This window comes from Lysinibacillus sp. G1-3, assembly GCF_056322905.1.
Genome location: NZ_JBWHYQ010000011.1, coordinates 48,477 through 63,105 on the forward strand (window position 1 = coordinate 48,477; position 14,629 = coordinate 63,105).

At 35.2% G+C, this 14,629-nt stretch carries 16 protein-coding genes, 1 pseudogene and 1 riboswitch; of the genes and pseudogenes, 16 read left to right on the forward strand and 1 reads right to left on the reverse strand.

The features are described 5' to 3' along the window. Positions 1–162: 162 nt before the first annotated feature. Positions 163–1,008, forward strand: a complete 846-nt coding sequence (locus ACVYAD_RS13175; RefSeq protein WP_476426737.1) for a helix-turn-helix domain-containing protein — start codon at positions 163–165, stop codon at positions 1,006–1,008. A gap of 270 nt (positions 1,009–1,278) precedes the next feature. Here ACVYAD_RS13175 and ACVYAD_RS13180 read toward each other — a convergent pair whose 3' ends face one another. Continuing rightward, positions 1,279–2,364 (reverse strand): S-layer homology domain-containing protein, encoded by a 1,086-nt coding sequence (locus ACVYAD_RS13180; protein ID WP_476426738.1) that lies wholly within the window; start codon positions 2,362–2,364, stop codon positions 1,279–1,281. A 544-nt stretch (positions 2,365–2,908) separates the two neighbouring features. Here ACVYAD_RS13180 and ACVYAD_RS13185 point away from each other — a divergent pair. The 15 genes and pseudogenes from ACVYAD_RS13185 to ACVYAD_RS13255 all read left to right on the forward strand — a co-directional run bounded on the left by ACVYAD_RS13185 (position 2,909) and on the right by ACVYAD_RS13255 (position 14,442). Further along, positions 2,909–3,949 (forward strand): hypothetical protein, encoded by a 1,041-nt coding sequence (locus tag ACVYAD_RS13185; RefSeq protein WP_476426739.1) that lies wholly within the window; start codon positions 2,909–2,911, stop codon positions 3,947–3,949. 177 nt (positions 3,950–4,126) lie between these two features. Next, positions 4,127–4,423, forward strand: coding sequence for a hypothetical protein (locus tag ACVYAD_RS13190; RefSeq protein ID WP_476426740.1), 297 nt, complete (start codon positions 4,127–4,129; stop codon positions 4,421–4,423). 189 nt (positions 4,424–4,612) lie between these two features. Then, positions 4,613–5,197, forward strand: a pseudogene (locus ACVYAD_RS13195) (ATPase, T2SS/T4P/T4SS family); the annotation flags it as partial. Continuing rightward, positions 5,175–6,248 carry a competence type IV pilus assembly protein ComGB gene (gene comGB, locus ACVYAD_RS13200; RefSeq protein ID WP_476426741.1) on the forward strand — a complete coding sequence of 358 codons (1,074 nt, stop codon included), beginning with the start codon at positions 5,175–5,177 and terminating at the stop codon, positions 6,246–6,248. The pseudogene ACVYAD_RS13195 and the gene comGB, both read left to right, overlap by 23 nt. Positions 6,249–6,258: 10 nt before the next feature. Continuing rightward, a complete protein-coding gene (gene comGC, locus ACVYAD_RS13205) occupies positions 6,259–6,597 on the forward strand; it encodes a competence type IV pilus major pilin ComGC (RefSeq protein ID WP_476426742.1) in 339 nt (112 codons plus the stop codon). Continuing rightward, on the forward strand, positions 6,597–7,037 hold the full coding sequence (comGD, locus tag ACVYAD_RS13210) for a competence type IV pilus minor pilin ComGD (RefSeq protein WP_476426743.1): 441 nt from the start codon (positions 6,597–6,599) through the stop codon (positions 7,035–7,037). The genes comGC and comGD overlap by 1 nt, the downstream gene beginning before the upstream one ends. Further along, complete coding sequence (locus tag ACVYAD_RS13215) at positions 7,030–7,347, forward strand: hypothetical protein (RefSeq protein WP_476426744.1); 318 nt, start codon at positions 7,030–7,032, stop codon at positions 7,345–7,347. The genes comGD and ACVYAD_RS13215 overlap by 8 nt, the downstream gene beginning before the upstream one ends. Further along, positions 7,340–7,765 (forward strand): competence type IV pilus minor pilin ComGF, encoded by a 426-nt coding sequence (comGF, locus tag ACVYAD_RS13220; RefSeq protein WP_476426745.1) that lies wholly within the window; start codon positions 7,340–7,342, stop codon positions 7,763–7,765. The genes ACVYAD_RS13215 and comGF overlap by 8 nt, the downstream gene beginning before the upstream one ends. Next, entirely contained in the window at positions 7,743–7,943 is a 201-nt protein-coding gene (locus ACVYAD_RS13225; RefSeq protein ID WP_386827435.1) for a hypothetical protein, read from the forward strand. The genes comGF and ACVYAD_RS13225 overlap by 23 nt, the downstream gene beginning before the upstream one ends. Positions 7,944–7,962: 19 nt before the next feature. Then, positions 7,963–8,478: a shikimate kinase gene (locus tag ACVYAD_RS13230; RefSeq protein ID WP_349660301.1), complete on the forward strand. Its 516-nt coding sequence runs from the start codon at positions 7,963–7,965 to the stop codon at positions 8,476–8,478. Positions 8,479–8,622: 144 nt separating this feature from the next. After that, positions 8,623–8,715, forward strand: a riboswitch (glycine riboswitch). Positions 8,716–8,987: 272 nt separating this feature from the next. Then, positions 8,988–10,088 carry a glycine cleavage system aminomethyltransferase GcvT gene (gene gcvT, locus ACVYAD_RS13235; RefSeq protein WP_349660300.1) on the forward strand — a complete coding sequence of 367 codons (1,101 nt, stop codon included), beginning with the start codon at positions 8,988–8,990 and terminating at the stop codon, positions 10,086–10,088. A gap of 24 nt (positions 10,089–10,112) precedes the next feature. Further along, complete coding sequence (gene gcvPA / locus ACVYAD_RS13240; protein WP_349660299.1) at positions 10,113–11,459, forward strand: aminomethyl-transferring glycine dehydrogenase subunit GcvPA; 1,347 nt, start codon at positions 10,113–10,115, stop codon at positions 11,457–11,459. Further along, complete coding sequence (gcvPB, locus tag ACVYAD_RS13245) at positions 11,452–12,915, forward strand: aminomethyl-transferring glycine dehydrogenase subunit GcvPB (RefSeq protein WP_476426746.1); 1,464 nt, start codon at positions 11,452–11,454, stop codon at positions 12,913–12,915. Before gcvPA ends, gcvPB begins: the two co-directional genes overlap by 8 nt. Before the next feature lie 135 nt (positions 12,916–13,050). Beyond that, positions 13,051–13,227 carry a hypothetical protein gene (locus tag ACVYAD_RS13250; protein WP_476426747.1) on the forward strand — a complete coding sequence of 59 codons (177 nt, stop codon included), beginning with the start codon at positions 13,051–13,053 and terminating at the stop codon, positions 13,225–13,227. A 291-nt stretch (positions 13,228–13,518) separates the two neighbouring features. After that, positions 13,519–14,442 carry a serine/threonine-protein kinase gene (locus ACVYAD_RS13255; RefSeq protein ID WP_476426748.1) on the forward strand — a complete coding sequence of 308 codons (924 nt, stop codon included), beginning with the start codon at positions 13,519–13,521 and terminating at the stop codon, positions 14,440–14,442. The last annotated feature ends 187 nt before the right edge of the window (positions 14,443–14,629 follow it).

The following is a 14,629-nucleotide window of genomic DNA, read 5'->3' on the forward strand; positions in this document are numbered from 1 at the left end:
TTGATATGTTAATTATACACTTAAAAATTACAGTGTAAACTATAAAATTTAAAAATTAATTAAAAAGTGTTTACTTGGTAATTTAATTATGTATAATGTAACTATAAAGTTTCAAAAGTTATTCTTGTGTGAAAACACAATATCAAAAGAGAGGTGAAAAAAGTGGCATTCGAATACCTAGCACAATACATAACATTCAACTCAGTAACTGATATGGATAAGACTGTGGAAGAGCATATGGCGGATCATTACTACGATTTAACAGAATCAGAAAGGGCTATAGTTTTTAAGCTTGCTTCACACAGCTTGGAGCATCCAGGAGTATGCCACCTTAAAGCAAGTACCATTGCTATATCATTGGAGGTCAGCACAAAGACCGTTTACCGTAGTGTAAAGAAATTGGTTGAGTTAGGAATTATCGAAAAGGTACCAAGCACTAAATTAAACGGCATCAAAGGGGCTAGTATTTATCGCATATTACCTTATGTCCCATCGAGCGTGTCCCAACGAGAGATAGTCGATGAAGCTAGTAATGACGTGGTTTGTCCTCCGCAATCTGAGAATCAAGCATTTAACTCTTTTAATCTTTTAAGTTCTAAACAAGCAAATAATATTATGAGTCTAGAAAATGAATTAGCTTTGCAAGCTGAAAAGAAAACAGAATGGATGAATGAGTACCAAGTGATGCTGTTTGATTTCATGAATAGCTTGCCGTTAGCAGATAACTTAAAAGATGAATTACATAAATGTGTTTTAGCTTCACAAGTAAATTCTGTGGATGAATTTATAAAAGCTAAGAACGTGATGTTCAAAATTGCCGTGGATATAAAAGAGGGTGTACTGACGGTTGCTAGTACATTAAGAGCCGTATTCGTAGGGGCATATAGTAAAGCTGTAGAGCGATTAAGTATTAAGTCTAGTAAATCATCATCTATAGAAGAAACTCCATCTAAGGAACGTCCAGTACCTTTCTATAACTGGCTGAATGAGAGTGATAGTCGTTCGTAAAATATGTAATAGACCAAACTTAGAAAATTGGCTACTTTGGTAAAGTGCCTTTTACTAAGAATCAGTATTTTTGAAGAAAGGTTTTGGTTTTGTGATAAAGTTATTTTCTGCTAAAGAAATTTATCTAAAAGGTGATAAAAGGCTATGCTCAATAATGTTCCGTTGAAGAAGTCAATCAAATTGTCACGGCTTCATTAATGCGTAACATGACTGTGGACTTCTGACAGGACAAATAAAAAAAGATAGAGCTATTCACTCTATCTCCTTTAATCAATCTTTTTTCTTGCCAAAAAACGTCATTTCTACCGTAACTGTATCATAGTTCCTGAAAGTTACCAATGATATATTATATTCTCCCATATCCCAAACAGAATCATACAACAAAGAAGTAGATGTGTTTGTATTAAAAGTCTCACTCGGCACACCAAATTCCTCTATCACTTTTTCTTCATACATTTTATGTAGTCCTGATACTGTGTCAGGTATATTTTTCTCTTTACTCCAATCAAATGAATGCGAAAAATACCCTAAATGCCCTTTGTTTTTAGCAAACAAATACTGTGTTGTACCAGATAAACCATATCTTGCTCTATTTGTAATAATCCTACCATCCTTCGTAGAACTAGTAATATTATTCTTCACGAGCTCGTACACAGAATCGTAAGACATGCCACGCTTAATATCAGAATCTTTATAATCACTAATTGGTATATCCTTATATTCAATTCCTTTGTCCTCTAAATATTTTACAGTCCTATACAAAAATATTGCTAAGTGCGCTCTTGTAAGTGTTTCATTAGGTTTAAATGTTCCATCTGCATATCCAGTTGTAATACCTGCTGAAGTTAATTTTTTTATTGCATCGTATGAATTAAGTGTTTTAGGTACATCTTTAAATTCTATATTTGAGTTACTCGGTAAATACTTCCCAAACGCTCTATCAATAAATAAAGCAAAATGACTTCTTGTTAAAGCATTAAGGGGTTTAAATGTCCCATCCTCATATCCAGTTACAATTCCTTTATCAACAGCCGATTGAATTAATCCACTGTAAGCGTTGAATTTAAATACATCAGAAAAATCTGTATCTCTTGGGGTATCATCTAAACCTAGAGCTAAAGCTATAGTTATAATTGCAGTACCTCTATTCGCTGGATTCGTAGGGTAAAAATGAGAAGCTGAATATTTCCCTCCTACTATACCTCTTTCCTCTAAGTAAATAAGTTCATCATAGATTGCACTTGATGCATTTATATCCTGATACCGTAATTCTGCACTAACTTCCGTATTTAACATCAAAGAAGCTAATACCATCAAAAAACTTAAAGCCAAACTTAATACTAATCTTATTTTCATAAATATATCCTCCTATTGCCCTATTGAAATACGACTTATTTTTACTTCTTTTTCCTTAGTTCCGTTGTGAATTTTATCATACAAAAGAAAAATATGCCATAAAAAGTGGTGGTTTCCTGTATTTTGATGTGCATAGTACGTGGAATATACCTCACTCTACCATTGTAATTGATTAAAAAGGGTATTTTCTCTTGACCGAAATCGAAAACTTACAAATCTCTAAAGCTATCACAAAAATACTAGATATCCAGTAGTCCAGGTATTAGTTGCAATATCATTCCCAGTCGCTAGTGTGATTATGATAGGAGCTTGTTTCTTCTTTATGTTCGGAAACAGTGAACGTGCTTGGAATACAATTATGAACGATGGATTAGGTTATGTATTAATACAAATGTCACCATTGTTTTTGGAGATACTTAGAGCGATTGGTAAAGCTATTTAAAAACTTAAATCAGAACGGTAAAATTTTTCAAATAAATAAAACATGAGGTAGAATTAAAATATTATAGAAACTAAAATTGAGAAAAATATAGGAGGATTAAAGATGAAACATTGTATTTATTTAAAGAAAACAGAACCAGAAGTAACTTTCTTATCTGAAGAACATATTTTTCCCGCTGGTATAGGTGGAATTCAGAAACTTCCAATGGAATTTGTGAGCCATGATTGTAACAATGCTTTTTCCAAATTAGAACTACCATTTATGAGAAATTCTCTTATTGCTCTTCCAAGACAATTTTATGGGCCAGGAAAAAGAGGTAATTTAAATCCAAAGAATGCGACTAAAGGGCAAATAAGTATTATTAATGGAGTAACTAACGAGAATGATATTTCTTTGGGATATATTAGTTTAGGAAACACATATAGTATTTCACAAGTGAAAATTGATTTAAAAGGTACTTGTCAATTTATTTCTAATGGGTCTTCTGTTGACCTTAGCAGCCTAACTTCAGAATTCATTGGAAAGTTAGAAAAATATAATGGGAACTATACATTATTTGAAGATGAACGGATAAAAGACAGTGAGTTTATTCTGGGTGAAAATGATGGGAAATGGTATTTAGCCCTAAGTAATAAAGATCTCGAATCGGAAATTGGTAAATATGTACAAATGTTAATAGAACAAAAACCTTTTGAGAATGGAACACCTAATGTTACAAAGGAACAACCTAAAATAAATCAAACACTTCAGTTTGATGAAAGTAGTTATTACAGAGTGTGTGCTAAAATAATATTTAATTACCTTGCATTTGTAAAAGGTCAACACTTCGTTTTACAAGATTCTTTCGATCCTTTGCGTAACTGGATTGTAAATGGAGGAGAAAATCACTTTGCTTGGATAAATGGAAAAGAGGCCATTTTACCCGATATACAATTTCCTGATCAATCGCATAAACTTTTTATCACTAAGTATGGAAAATACTTAATAGGATATATTAGTTTTTATGGTGACAGCTTTGATACAGTAGTAATATTATGTGATGATTTTAAAGGTAACTTTGATGTAGAAGGTTTTATCTGCGATTGGAAAAATAGACAAGAATTTAAATTTATTGATTATATAAATTCGATGCAAGAATGTTGATTAAATGGCTTAAAAAGACCACTCCGTGATGGGTGGTTTTTGTGTTCTTTGATGAAAATAGATGCTGTTGCAACATTATGGGTTATAATTAAATAATTGTAAAAATAGTGTAATGTGTAAAAATAATTTATACTAGAAACAGAAGGTTGCAAAATTTGTTAAAAAGGAGTTTATATTTTGTTTAAATTAATAGATAAGTTAGATAAAGAGGTAAAAGTGATAATAGTTATCGGATTGTTACTAGTATTAAGTTTCGGCGGATATATGGTAAAAGTACAATACGATGAATATAAATGTAATATAAATAACACAAGTGGTAAGAAGTATGTTGGTGATTTATGCCATTATATATTAGATGGATTTCCTACTGATAATGAGGATCCAGCAGTCAAGACAGATCCTGAACGAAGAAATGAGGAGTTTAAGCGTCAATTATTTGAGGATGCTAATAGACTAGATAAGGAAGGATATTAGTTTGTGCGTTATTGACATATGTTATGTTGAAGATAAGAAAACAAATGTTTTAAATAGTACTTACATAAAAAAAGACCACTCCGCGATGGGTGGTCTTTTTTGTGTTTGTAATTGGCTGTACGCCTTTCTATAACTGCCTGAGATGATAATTATAATAGAAGGAAATACATTTTTTTATGAACTTGTACTTTTATAACAGGTGCGACAGGCTCTGGCAAGTCAACATCCTTGTATTCACTAATCCATTACTGTTCGACAGAGCTAAATCGTCATGTCATTTCTTTAGAAGACCCTGTAGAAAATAATCAAGCTAATCTTTTGCAGATTCAAGTAAACGAACGAGCTGGCGTTACATATGCTACAGGTTTAAAGGCTATTTTACGCCACTCACCTGACGTTATTATGATTGGTGAAATACGCGATAAAGAGACTGCAAAAATCGCAATCGAAGCTTCTTTAACAGGTCATTTAGTAGTCTCGACCATTCATGCTAAGGATTCGGTAAACTGCCTTTATCGTTTTATGGACTTGGGAGTATCAATAGAAGAACTTCGTCAAACTGTGGTAGGTATAGTCGCTCAAACACTTTTCCAATCACCCGTAATACAGGAAGAACGTCGTGCATTGTTTGAAATACTAAGTGATGTTCAACTTCAAATGGCCATTACAGCAATTATGCAAAAAACTAGCTATGAACTGCCACATGATTTAACACTTGCAGGACAAAAAGAAATGATAGAGAGTCATCAATATGCGAATACGAACGTTTATTGAAAGAGTTCAATTGGCTTACATTAAGGCAACAAAATGGCGTGTAAGGGAGCAAGCTCATTTTTTTAGTCGATTAAGTGTGTTAATGCAGGAAGGTTATTTATTCCCGCAGGCTATTTCTATTTTATTACCTCATCATATTGAAGCGCATGAAGACATACAAAAGCTAATCAATGAAAAGCTGAGACAAGGAGGCGGTGTTTTAGGAGTTTTTGAAGCATTACAACTTCCAAAACAGCATTTAGTAGCCATTACAGTTGCAGAAAACAATGGACATATGATTGAGACGTTAAAAGGTGTGGCAAAGCAAATGGCTTTGAGTGAAGCGACGAAGAAAAAATTAATGAAGCTACTCCTATATCCTGTAGTACTTATTTTATTTTTGTTGCTGTTGTTTTTAGTGTTTCGTACCATATTCTTTCCTAATATTGAAAAAATGGTGACTAGCCGAACTACTGGCACTGAGGAGACAAGCATTGCTTTGTCAAAGGCATTATTGCATCTTCCCGATGCTTTAATGTTCATAGGCATTGCAGTATTTTGTTGTATTTTCATTTTTCACTTTACTCTCAAACGACGTCCGATTGCTCGTCAGTTAAATATTATTCTAAAAACGCCTTTGATTCGGATTTATACACGAATGGCTTTGACGAGACAATTTGCTGCTTATTTAGGGAGTCTGCTACAAAGTGGGTTTTCTTTACAGGCAAGTCTACAAATTTTAGAGGAGCAGCGACTTCAACCGTTTTTACAATATCTAGCGCGATGTATAAAGGATCGCGTTGTTTTGGGTGATTCGCTAACGCAAGCAGTTAAATTAATGACAGTTTGGCAGAAGGATTTCACGATATTTGTTGAACATGGAGAGCAAAGTGGCTATTTAGGAAAAGAGCTAGTACTGTACAGCGAATTATTGACGGAAAAGCAAGAGCAACTATTGCAAAAAATCCTTGCGTTTGTGCAGCCTACCTTCTTTATCATAATTGCTATGTGCATAGTTGCCGCATATGTAAGTTTATTATTGCCAATATATCACATGATAGAACTAGTATAGGAGGTTAATAATGAAACGTATAAAGCAGCAAGCAGGTTTTACTTTGATAGAAATGCTAATTGTTCTTCTAATTATTTCTATATTAATTTTAATTACAATCCCCAATGTTACAAAACATTTTGCTACCGTCGATGAGAAGGGCTGTAAAGCGTATGTTAGCATGGTGCAGGGACAAGTAGAGGCTTATCGAGTAGATTTTATGGATTATCCAACAATTCAAGAATTGGTAGAGAAAGGCTATTTAAAGAAGGATGAAACGACCTGCCCTAATAAAGAAGAGATTATGATTACTAAGGATGGAGAGGTACGATTGGCGAAAACCTCTACCGATACTGGTTCTAGTAATTGATGAATATTACTAAAAGTGAACGTGGCTATACGTTTGTTGAAATGCTAATAGTTTTGTTTATCGTTATGTGTTTGTCAGCGATTGTCGTCAAGTATTCGCTTAAAGTAGCAGAGACTAGGGAGCTTGAGCAATTTTTTACACAAATTCAATTAGATATTCAATATATACAAACTTATAGTATGCATCAAAGGGAGTATATCTCGATGAAGTTTGAGAGTTCATCAAAGAGATACATTATTAAAAAGAATATTTTTACAGAATTATATGAACGCCCTTTTCCGAAAGGGGTTGAGTTTATGCCGGCATCGAGTTCAATTTACACGATTATGTACAACTATAATGGAAACGTCATGACGCCAGGAACTGTTTATTTTAAAACGCCTCAAGGTGTTAAAAAGGTTGTGATTACATTAGGACGAGGGAGATCGAGGATTGAATGAATCGGGTTATTCATTTGTGGAAACGATATTATCAGTAGTCATTGTTATGTTATTATGCACGACATTAATACCAATTAGCTATACGATGAAAACGACTCTTTACAACAAGAGGTTGGAGGTTATCGCAGCTGAAACGGCCTATGAAGGCTTAAAGCATTACCGTTATCTACAGCAAACGGAAGGCACTAAAACAATTGAAAATATAGAATTTCAGTGGTTTATAAATGGACAAGGGATATGCGTAAGTTTTCAAAATACGCGGGAATTACGTAAAAAATGTATACAACTGACAGGTGAAGTTGATGAATGAGCGAGGCTACACATTATTAGAAGCGATGTTTCAATTAGTCGTTTTTGTGCTTATTGCCCATCTTTTTGTGTTCATTATGCTTTGGTTTGCAGAAATGAAAACAACGATGCTATCTGATGAACAATCAAAGTGGGAGCTTTTTGTTTATGATTTGAATATGTATTTAAATGATATTTCATCTTTAACAATTCGAAAAGATCAAAAGAGAATAACCTTCCAGGCAGCAGATACCATTCATAATATTGATTGTTACAGCAATATAATTCGTGATCAAGTAAATGGTGGTCATGTACCAATGCTAATTGGTATTACTAAATGCCAGTTCCGATATGAAAAAGATATGTTAACAGTAGCTGTTGAACTTCCAAGTGGTAGTAAAAAGGAGCGAACTTTCTATGTTCCAGTTTTTAAAAAATGACAAAGGGGCTATTTTTTTAATCGCAATTGGATTATTATTTTTTGTAACTACTTTTGTCCTTGCGTATTGTACGTCTTATGAAATTCAGTTTCGAACATATGATGGCCTAGAAAAGCTGAATGTTCAAGCTACGATAAATTTATTAGGACAAATTTTGTCAGACAGTGTAGAATCGTAGTTATAAGAAGGTGATTCGAATGCGAAAAATATATTTAGTTGGTTTTATGGGCTCCGGGAAAAGTGCATTAGGAAGACGTTTAAGCTATTTGTTAAAGATGCCCTATTACGATATGGATCATGAGATTGTTCGACAGCAGGGTATGACAATTCCGCAAATATTTGAAAAATACGGAGAAGCACGTTTTCGGGAAATAGAAACAGAATTTTTGAAAAATTTCCGGGATGAAGCTTGTATTATTTCAACAGGTGGTGGAGTCGCAATTAATGCTGAAAATCGAAAAATAATGAGACGCAGTGGGCTCGTGTTTTTTTTAGATGCGACATTCGAAGATATATACAAACGAATACAGCATGATCCGAACAGACCGATTGTACAGAGCTCGACGAAAGAGGAGTTAGAGCGGCTGTATCATTACAGAAGAAAGTTCTATCGTGAAGTAGGACATATACAAGTGTTAACAGAGGGGAGAACAATCCGCCAAATTCTTGAGTATTTAGTATTCCAAGTTAAAAGGCTAAAAGGCGAACTATGATATATTATAAAGGTTTTAATGTTCGTGTTTTAATATAAATTAAAAAATGATTGCCTTTTCAATGCAATTAATGTTAGGATATAGACAAATAAGTTACTTAATGTTCATTGAATACTAAATAGTACCAAGTTGAAACTTGGGCGGATGATTGTACGGGGAGAGAACGTGTAGACGTCACCGAAGGAGCAAGTAGCAAAGTGTTATGAATCTCTCAGGTAAAAGGACTCGTATAAGACGCAACTCTGGAGAGTGCTGTAGTACTACAGCCACCAAAGGGGAAAGCCGGCTGATTGGCATTGTAGGTATGCGAGCCAGTCTGGTGTAACTTTCAGGTGCAAGGACAGAGAATCCCGAAAAGGGGTTCGTCTGTCTTTTTTTATGTCTAAATGTTTTACCTAATGTTGTTCGTTCTTCTTTATTCGGATGAACAAAAAGGGAAGCATGACTGTAAAAAAAACAGACGAACTACTACAAGTAAATATGTAACGAACAATAAGGGGGCAAAAACAATGACAGAATTAAAACGCACACCTCTATTTGAAGAATATGCAAAACATGGTGGTAAAACAATTGACTTCGGTGGATGGGAATTACCAGTACAGTTCTCTTCTATTAAAGAAGAGCATGATGCAGTACGTAATCGTGCTGGTTTATTTGATGTATCACATATGGGTGAGATTTTAGTAACTGGACCTAATTCACTAGAGTTTTTACAAAATCTTTTGACAAATGATATTTCTAAAATTGCAGTAGGTCAAGCGCAATATAATGCAATGTGCTATGAAGATGGTGGTGTTGTCGATGATTTATTAACGTATAAATTAGCAGACAATCATTATTTATTATGCGTGAACGCGGCAAATATTGAAAAAGATTATGATTGGATGATGGAAAATCAACATCAATATGATGTGACGATCGACAACCAATCAGACGCTTATGCACAAATTGCCCTTCAAGGTCCATTAGCAGAAGAAGTTCTTCAAACATTAACAGATACTGATTTACAAACGATTAAATACTTCCGTTTCCAAGCAGATGTTGAAGTTGCTGGTCATAAAGCATTAGTATCTCGGAGCGGTTACACGGGAGAAGATGGTTTTGAACTATACGGCTCTCCAGAAGATATTAAAGCATTATGGAGAAAAATCTTAGAGGCTGGAAAAGACAAAGGTGTAGTTCCTGCAGGTTTAGGTTGCCGTGATACACTTCGTTTTGAAGCAGGTCTTCCATTATACGGGCAAGAGCTATCAGCGACAATTTCACCTCTTGAGGCTGGTATTGGTTTCGCTGTGAAGTTAAATAAAGAGGGCTTTAATGGTCATGAGGCATTAGTGGCGCAAAAAGAAAATGGGTTGTCACGTAAAATTGTGGGCATTGAAATGATTGATAAAGGAATTCCTCGCCATGGCTATAAAGTGTTGAAAGATGGTAAGGAAATCGGTGAAGTGACAACAGGTACACAGCTTCCTTCTTCTAAACGTAATGTTGGTCACGCATTAATTGACAGTCAATTCGCAACTATCGGAACTGAATTAGAAATCGAAATTCGTGGTAAACACTTAAAAGTAGTAACAGTTGAAACACCGTTTTATAAGCGTTCAAAATAATATTGAAAAGAGGGACCTACATTTATGAAACATCGTTATTTACCAATGACGGAGCAAGATAAACAAGAAATGTTAGACGTAATCGGTGTATCCTCGGTTGATGCGTTATTTGAGGATATTCCAGAAAAAGTACGTTTTAAAGGCCTATATGATATTAAAGAAGCGAAATCTGAATCAGCTTTATTAAAAGAATTAACGGCAATGGCTGCGAAAAATAAAGATACAAATGCTAACGTATCGTTTTTAGGTGCAGGCGTATACAACCACTATAAACCGGTTATCGTGGACCATGTTATTTCTCGTTCAGAGTTTTACACAGCGTATACTCCATATCAACCAGAAATTTCACAAGGGGAATTACAAGCGATTTTTGAATTCCAAACGATGATTGCAGAGCTTACAGGTATGGATCTTGCAAACTCTTCTATGTACGATGGAGGAACAGCATTAGCTGAAGCAGGTATGCTTGCAGCTGGCCATACACGCCGTAAGAAAATTTTAGTATCTGAAGCGGTTCATCCTGAGTATCGTGATGTCGTTGCTACATATGCATATGGTCAATCCATTGAAATTGTTACTGTTCCACAAAAAGATGGTGTGACAGATGTAGAAGCTTTAAAAGAATTAATGGATGATAATACGGCAGCTGTTATTGCACAATATCCTAACTTCTTTGGTCAAGTAGAGGACTTACAAGTAATTGGCGATATTGCGCATGAGGCAAAAAGTTTATTTGTTGTCTCTTCAAATCCACTTGCACTAGGAATTTTAACACCACCTGGTAAGCTAGGTGCTGATATTTGTGTAGGTGATGCACAGGTTTTCGGTATTTCTGAAGCATTCGGTGGTCCACACTGTGGTTTCTTTGCAGTAACTACGAAGTTAATGCGTAAAGTACCTGGTCGTCTTGTAGGTGAAACAGTTGATGGTGAAGGTCGTCGTGGTTATGTTTTAACATTACAAGCACGTGAACAACATATCCGTCGTGATAAAGCAACGTCTAATATTTGTTCGAACCAAGCGCTTCTTGCACTTGCTGCTTCTGTAGCAATGACTGCTCTAGGTAAAGAAGGCGTTCGTGAAATGGCAATGCAAAACATTGCGAAAACTCGCTATGCTAAAAATGCCTTTGAAGCGGCTGGCTTCACAGTAGCATTCCAAGGTGCACACTTTAACGAAATCGTTGTGAAAACAAATAAATGTGTGAAAGAAATTAATAAAGGCTTAATTGAAAAAGGCATCATCGGTGGCTATCCTTTAGGTCAAACATATGACTCTCTTAAAAATCACGTGCTAATCGCAGTAACAGAATTACGCACGAAGGAAGAAATTGATGCACTTGTTGCAGAAATGGGGGCTCTTAATGCATAACGAAAATCAATCACTCATTTTTGAAATTTCCAAAGAAGGTCGCGTAGGTTACAGCTTAGAAGCACTTGATGTACCAGAGGTTGATCTTGCCGACTTACTTCCTGGAAACTTAGTACGTACTGAGGCAGCAGAATTACCAGAAGTATCTGAGCTTGATATTATGCGTCATTATACAGCACTTTCTCGTCGTAACCACGGTGTAGACTCTGGCTTCTACCCGCTTGGCTCTTGTACGATGAAATATAATCCAAAAATTAACGAGGCTGTTGCACGAATTTCAGGTTTTGCTAATGTTCACCCATTACAGGATGAATCAACAACTCAAGGTGCGATGGAGCTTCTTTACGACCTACAAACTGCATTAGTTGAAATTACAGGTATGGATGAAGTGACATTACAACCTGCAGCAGGTGCTCATGGAGAATGGACAGCATTAATGATGATCCGCGCATTCCATGAAGCAAATGGTGAAGGTCACCGTAATAAAGTTATTGTTCCTGACTCTGCTCACGGTACAAACCCAGCATCGGCAACAGTTGCAGGCTTTGAAACTATTACTGTTAAATCAGATGAAGATGGTTTAGTAGATATTGAGGATTTACGCAAAGTAGTTGGTCCTGATACAGCGGCATTAATGCTAACAAATCCAAATACACTTGGTCTATTTGAAGAAAACATTATCGAAATGGCAGAGCTTATTCACTCTGTTGGCGGTAAAGTATACTATGACGGTGCAAACTTAAACGCAGTAATGAGTAAAGCACGTCCTGGTGATATGGGCTTTGACTGCGTACACTTAAACTTACACAAAACATTTACAGGTCCTCATGGTGGCGGTGGCCCAGGTTCAGGTCCAGTAGGAGTGAAAGCTGATTTAATTCCATTCCTTCCAAAACCAGTTTTAGTAAGAACAGAAGAAGGAACATATCACTTCGATTACGAGCGTCCACAATCAATCGGACGTGTTAAACCTTACTATGGTAACTTTGGTATCAACGTACGTGCATATACTTACATCCGTACAATGGGTCCAGATGGCTTAAAAGCTGTAACAGAATACGCTGTACTAAACGCAAACTATATGATGCGTCGATTAGAGCCATTCTACGATCTACCATATAACCGTCATTGTAAACATGAATTTGTATTATCAGGACGTCGTCAAAAGAAACTTGGCGTTCGTACTTTAGACATCGCAAAACGTCTGTTAGACTTTGGCTACCATCCACCAACAACTTACTTCCCATTAAATGTGGAAGAAGCATTAATGATCGAGCCAACAGAAACAGAATCTAAAGAAACATTAGATGCATTCTGCGATGTGATGATTCAAATTGCAAAAGAAACTGAAGAAAACCCATCAATCGTACAAGAAGCACCACATACAACAGTCGTAACTCGTCTAGACGAAACACGCGCTGCTCGTACACCAGTGCTTCGCTTTCAAAAAGCATAATTAACTGCTATAAAGCGTCCGATAAGTATTTAGATACTTATTGGACGCTTTTTTTAGTGAGTTTAAAAGCGAAATAGTCGGATCAATGAGACAGAATGTGATAGAACAGGCGAAGCGACGGATAGAACAAGTGAAGTGACGGATAGAACCATCAAAGCGACGGATAGAACAAGTGAAATGACGGATAGAACAGGCGAAGTGACGGATAGAGCAGACAAAAAGATGGATAGAACCATCAAAATGACGGATAGGACCATCAAAAAGATGGATAGAACAAGCGAAGTGACGGATAGAACCTCAAAATATGGATAGAAGCATCAAAGCGACGGATGGAACAAGTGAAGTGACGGATAGAAGCATCAAGGCGACGGATAGAACAAGTGAAGCGATGGATAGAACCATTAAAGCGACCCCACCATATTGTGCCAAACCCCACCATTCAATGTAGAACCACTAACTACTATAAGATAACTATTTAATATAAAGGTGTATATTGATATACTTACATTAATTTGTATTTTAGTTAAAATAATTACATATTTTGCGTTAAATATGAAACAGATTGTTCATAGTTTATGTGTTGAAAGGGATGATTGATCGAAAATGCAAGCGACTCAAGTTGAACTGAGCTTACCGATAAACAGTGTGTTGAAAGATACATATAAAATAAAAGAAATAATTGCTACTAGTAAATTGTCCTTTGTTTATATCGTGGAGAATATCAATGAAGGGAATCAACTAATTATTAAAGAGTTCTTTCCAAATGACATAGCTTTACGGGATTTAGATAATAAAACAGTTGTTAATCGTGTGCCTTCAACGAAGCAGAAGTTCGAGGATTTAAAAGCTATTTTTCTAAATGAAGCGTTAATTATGCAGCAAATAAATCATCAAAATATCGTCAAATATATGCACCACTTTGAAGAAAATGAGTCGATTTATATCGTGATGAAGTATTATGAAGGAACTTTATTAGATCAATATTTAAAGGATTTTCCTATTAATGATAGGGAGCATTTGTACAAGAGTATATTCCTTCCTCTAATTGGTGCTTTAAGCTATTTACATAAAATAGGTATACTCCATCGTGATATTAAACCAAGTAATATTATAGTAGATTCTGAAGGTAATCCATATTTATTAGATTTTGGTTCGGCTATTTTTAATAAAACTGCCGGGAATCATCAAATTTTCACTAGCCCAGGGTATTCTCCTTTAGAGCAATACTCGAATAAATCTGAGCAAGGTGTATATACAGATATTTATAGTTTAGCAGCAACCTTTTATTACTCTTTAACAAATATTATCCCAATGGATAGTACACAACGAATAATCGAGGACAAAATTGAGAATGTGAGAAAATATAATGAGAAAGTGAGTGTTGTTCTATCTCGAATTATTATGTGGGGTCTGGCAGTGCATGCAAAAAAACGATGCTCCTCACTTAAAATTATGGAATTGGCCATCAATTTTGAAAATATTGTAAAAAAGACGAAGGGTTATTTCAATTCATTTGGTTCTAAATGACTGCTTTAATAAATTAGTAGTTCTATAGTTCTGTTTTTTAGTTCGGAAAATATTTTTAAATAACAGCTTATGGACTACCTATTTTTACTCCATAAGCTGTTTTTTTAGTAAAAATAAAGAATAAATACATTTATTTCTATAAAAAAGTCATAAATTTTACCATGTTTATTTTTTACCATGAACCCAG

Bases quoted from the DNA above. Each gene is read 5' to 3' on its own strand.
- ACVYAD_RS13180 (WP_476426738.1), bottom strand. From the start codon at position 2,364: ATGAAAATAAGATTAGTATTAAGTTTGGCTTTAAGTTTTTTGATGGTA.
- ACVYAD_RS13185 (WP_476426739.1), top strand. From the start codon at position 2,909: ATGAAACATTGTATTTATTTAAAGAAAACAGAACCAGAAGTAACTTTC.
- comGB (WP_476426741.1), top strand. From the start codon at position 5,175: ATGCGAATACGAACGTTTATTGAAAGAGTTCAATTGGCTTACATTAAG.
- comGC (WP_476426742.1), top strand. From the start codon at position 6,259: ATGAAACGTATAAAGCAGCAAGCAGGTTTTACTTTGATAGAAATGCTA.
- comGD (WP_476426743.1), top strand. From the start codon at position 6,597: ATGAATATTACTAAAAGTGAACGTGGCTATACGTTTGTTGAAATGCTA.
- comGF (WP_476426745.1), top strand. From the start codon at position 7,340: ATGAATGAGCGAGGCTACACATTATTAGAAGCGATGTTTCAATTAGTC.
- ACVYAD_RS13225 (WP_386827435.1), top strand. From the start codon at position 7,743: ATGTTCCAGTTTTTAAAAAATGACAAAGGGGCTATTTTTTTAATCGCA.
- ACVYAD_RS13230 (WP_349660301.1), top strand. From the start codon at position 7,963: ATGCGAAAAATATATTTAGTTGGTTTTATGGGCTCCGGGAAAAGTGCA.
- gcvT (WP_349660300.1), top strand. From the start codon at position 8,988: ATGACAGAATTAAAACGCACACCTCTATTTGAAGAATATGCAAAACAT.
- gcvPA (WP_349660299.1), top strand. From the start codon at position 10,113: ATGAAACATCGTTATTTACCAATGACGGAGCAAGATAAACAAGAAATG.
- gcvPB (WP_476426746.1), top strand. From the start codon at position 11,452: ATGCATAACGAAAATCAATCACTCATTTTTGAAATTTCCAAAGAAGGT.
- ACVYAD_RS13255 (WP_476426748.1), top strand. From the start codon at position 13,519: ATGCAAGCGACTCAAGTTGAACTGAGCTTACCGATAAACAGTGTGTTG.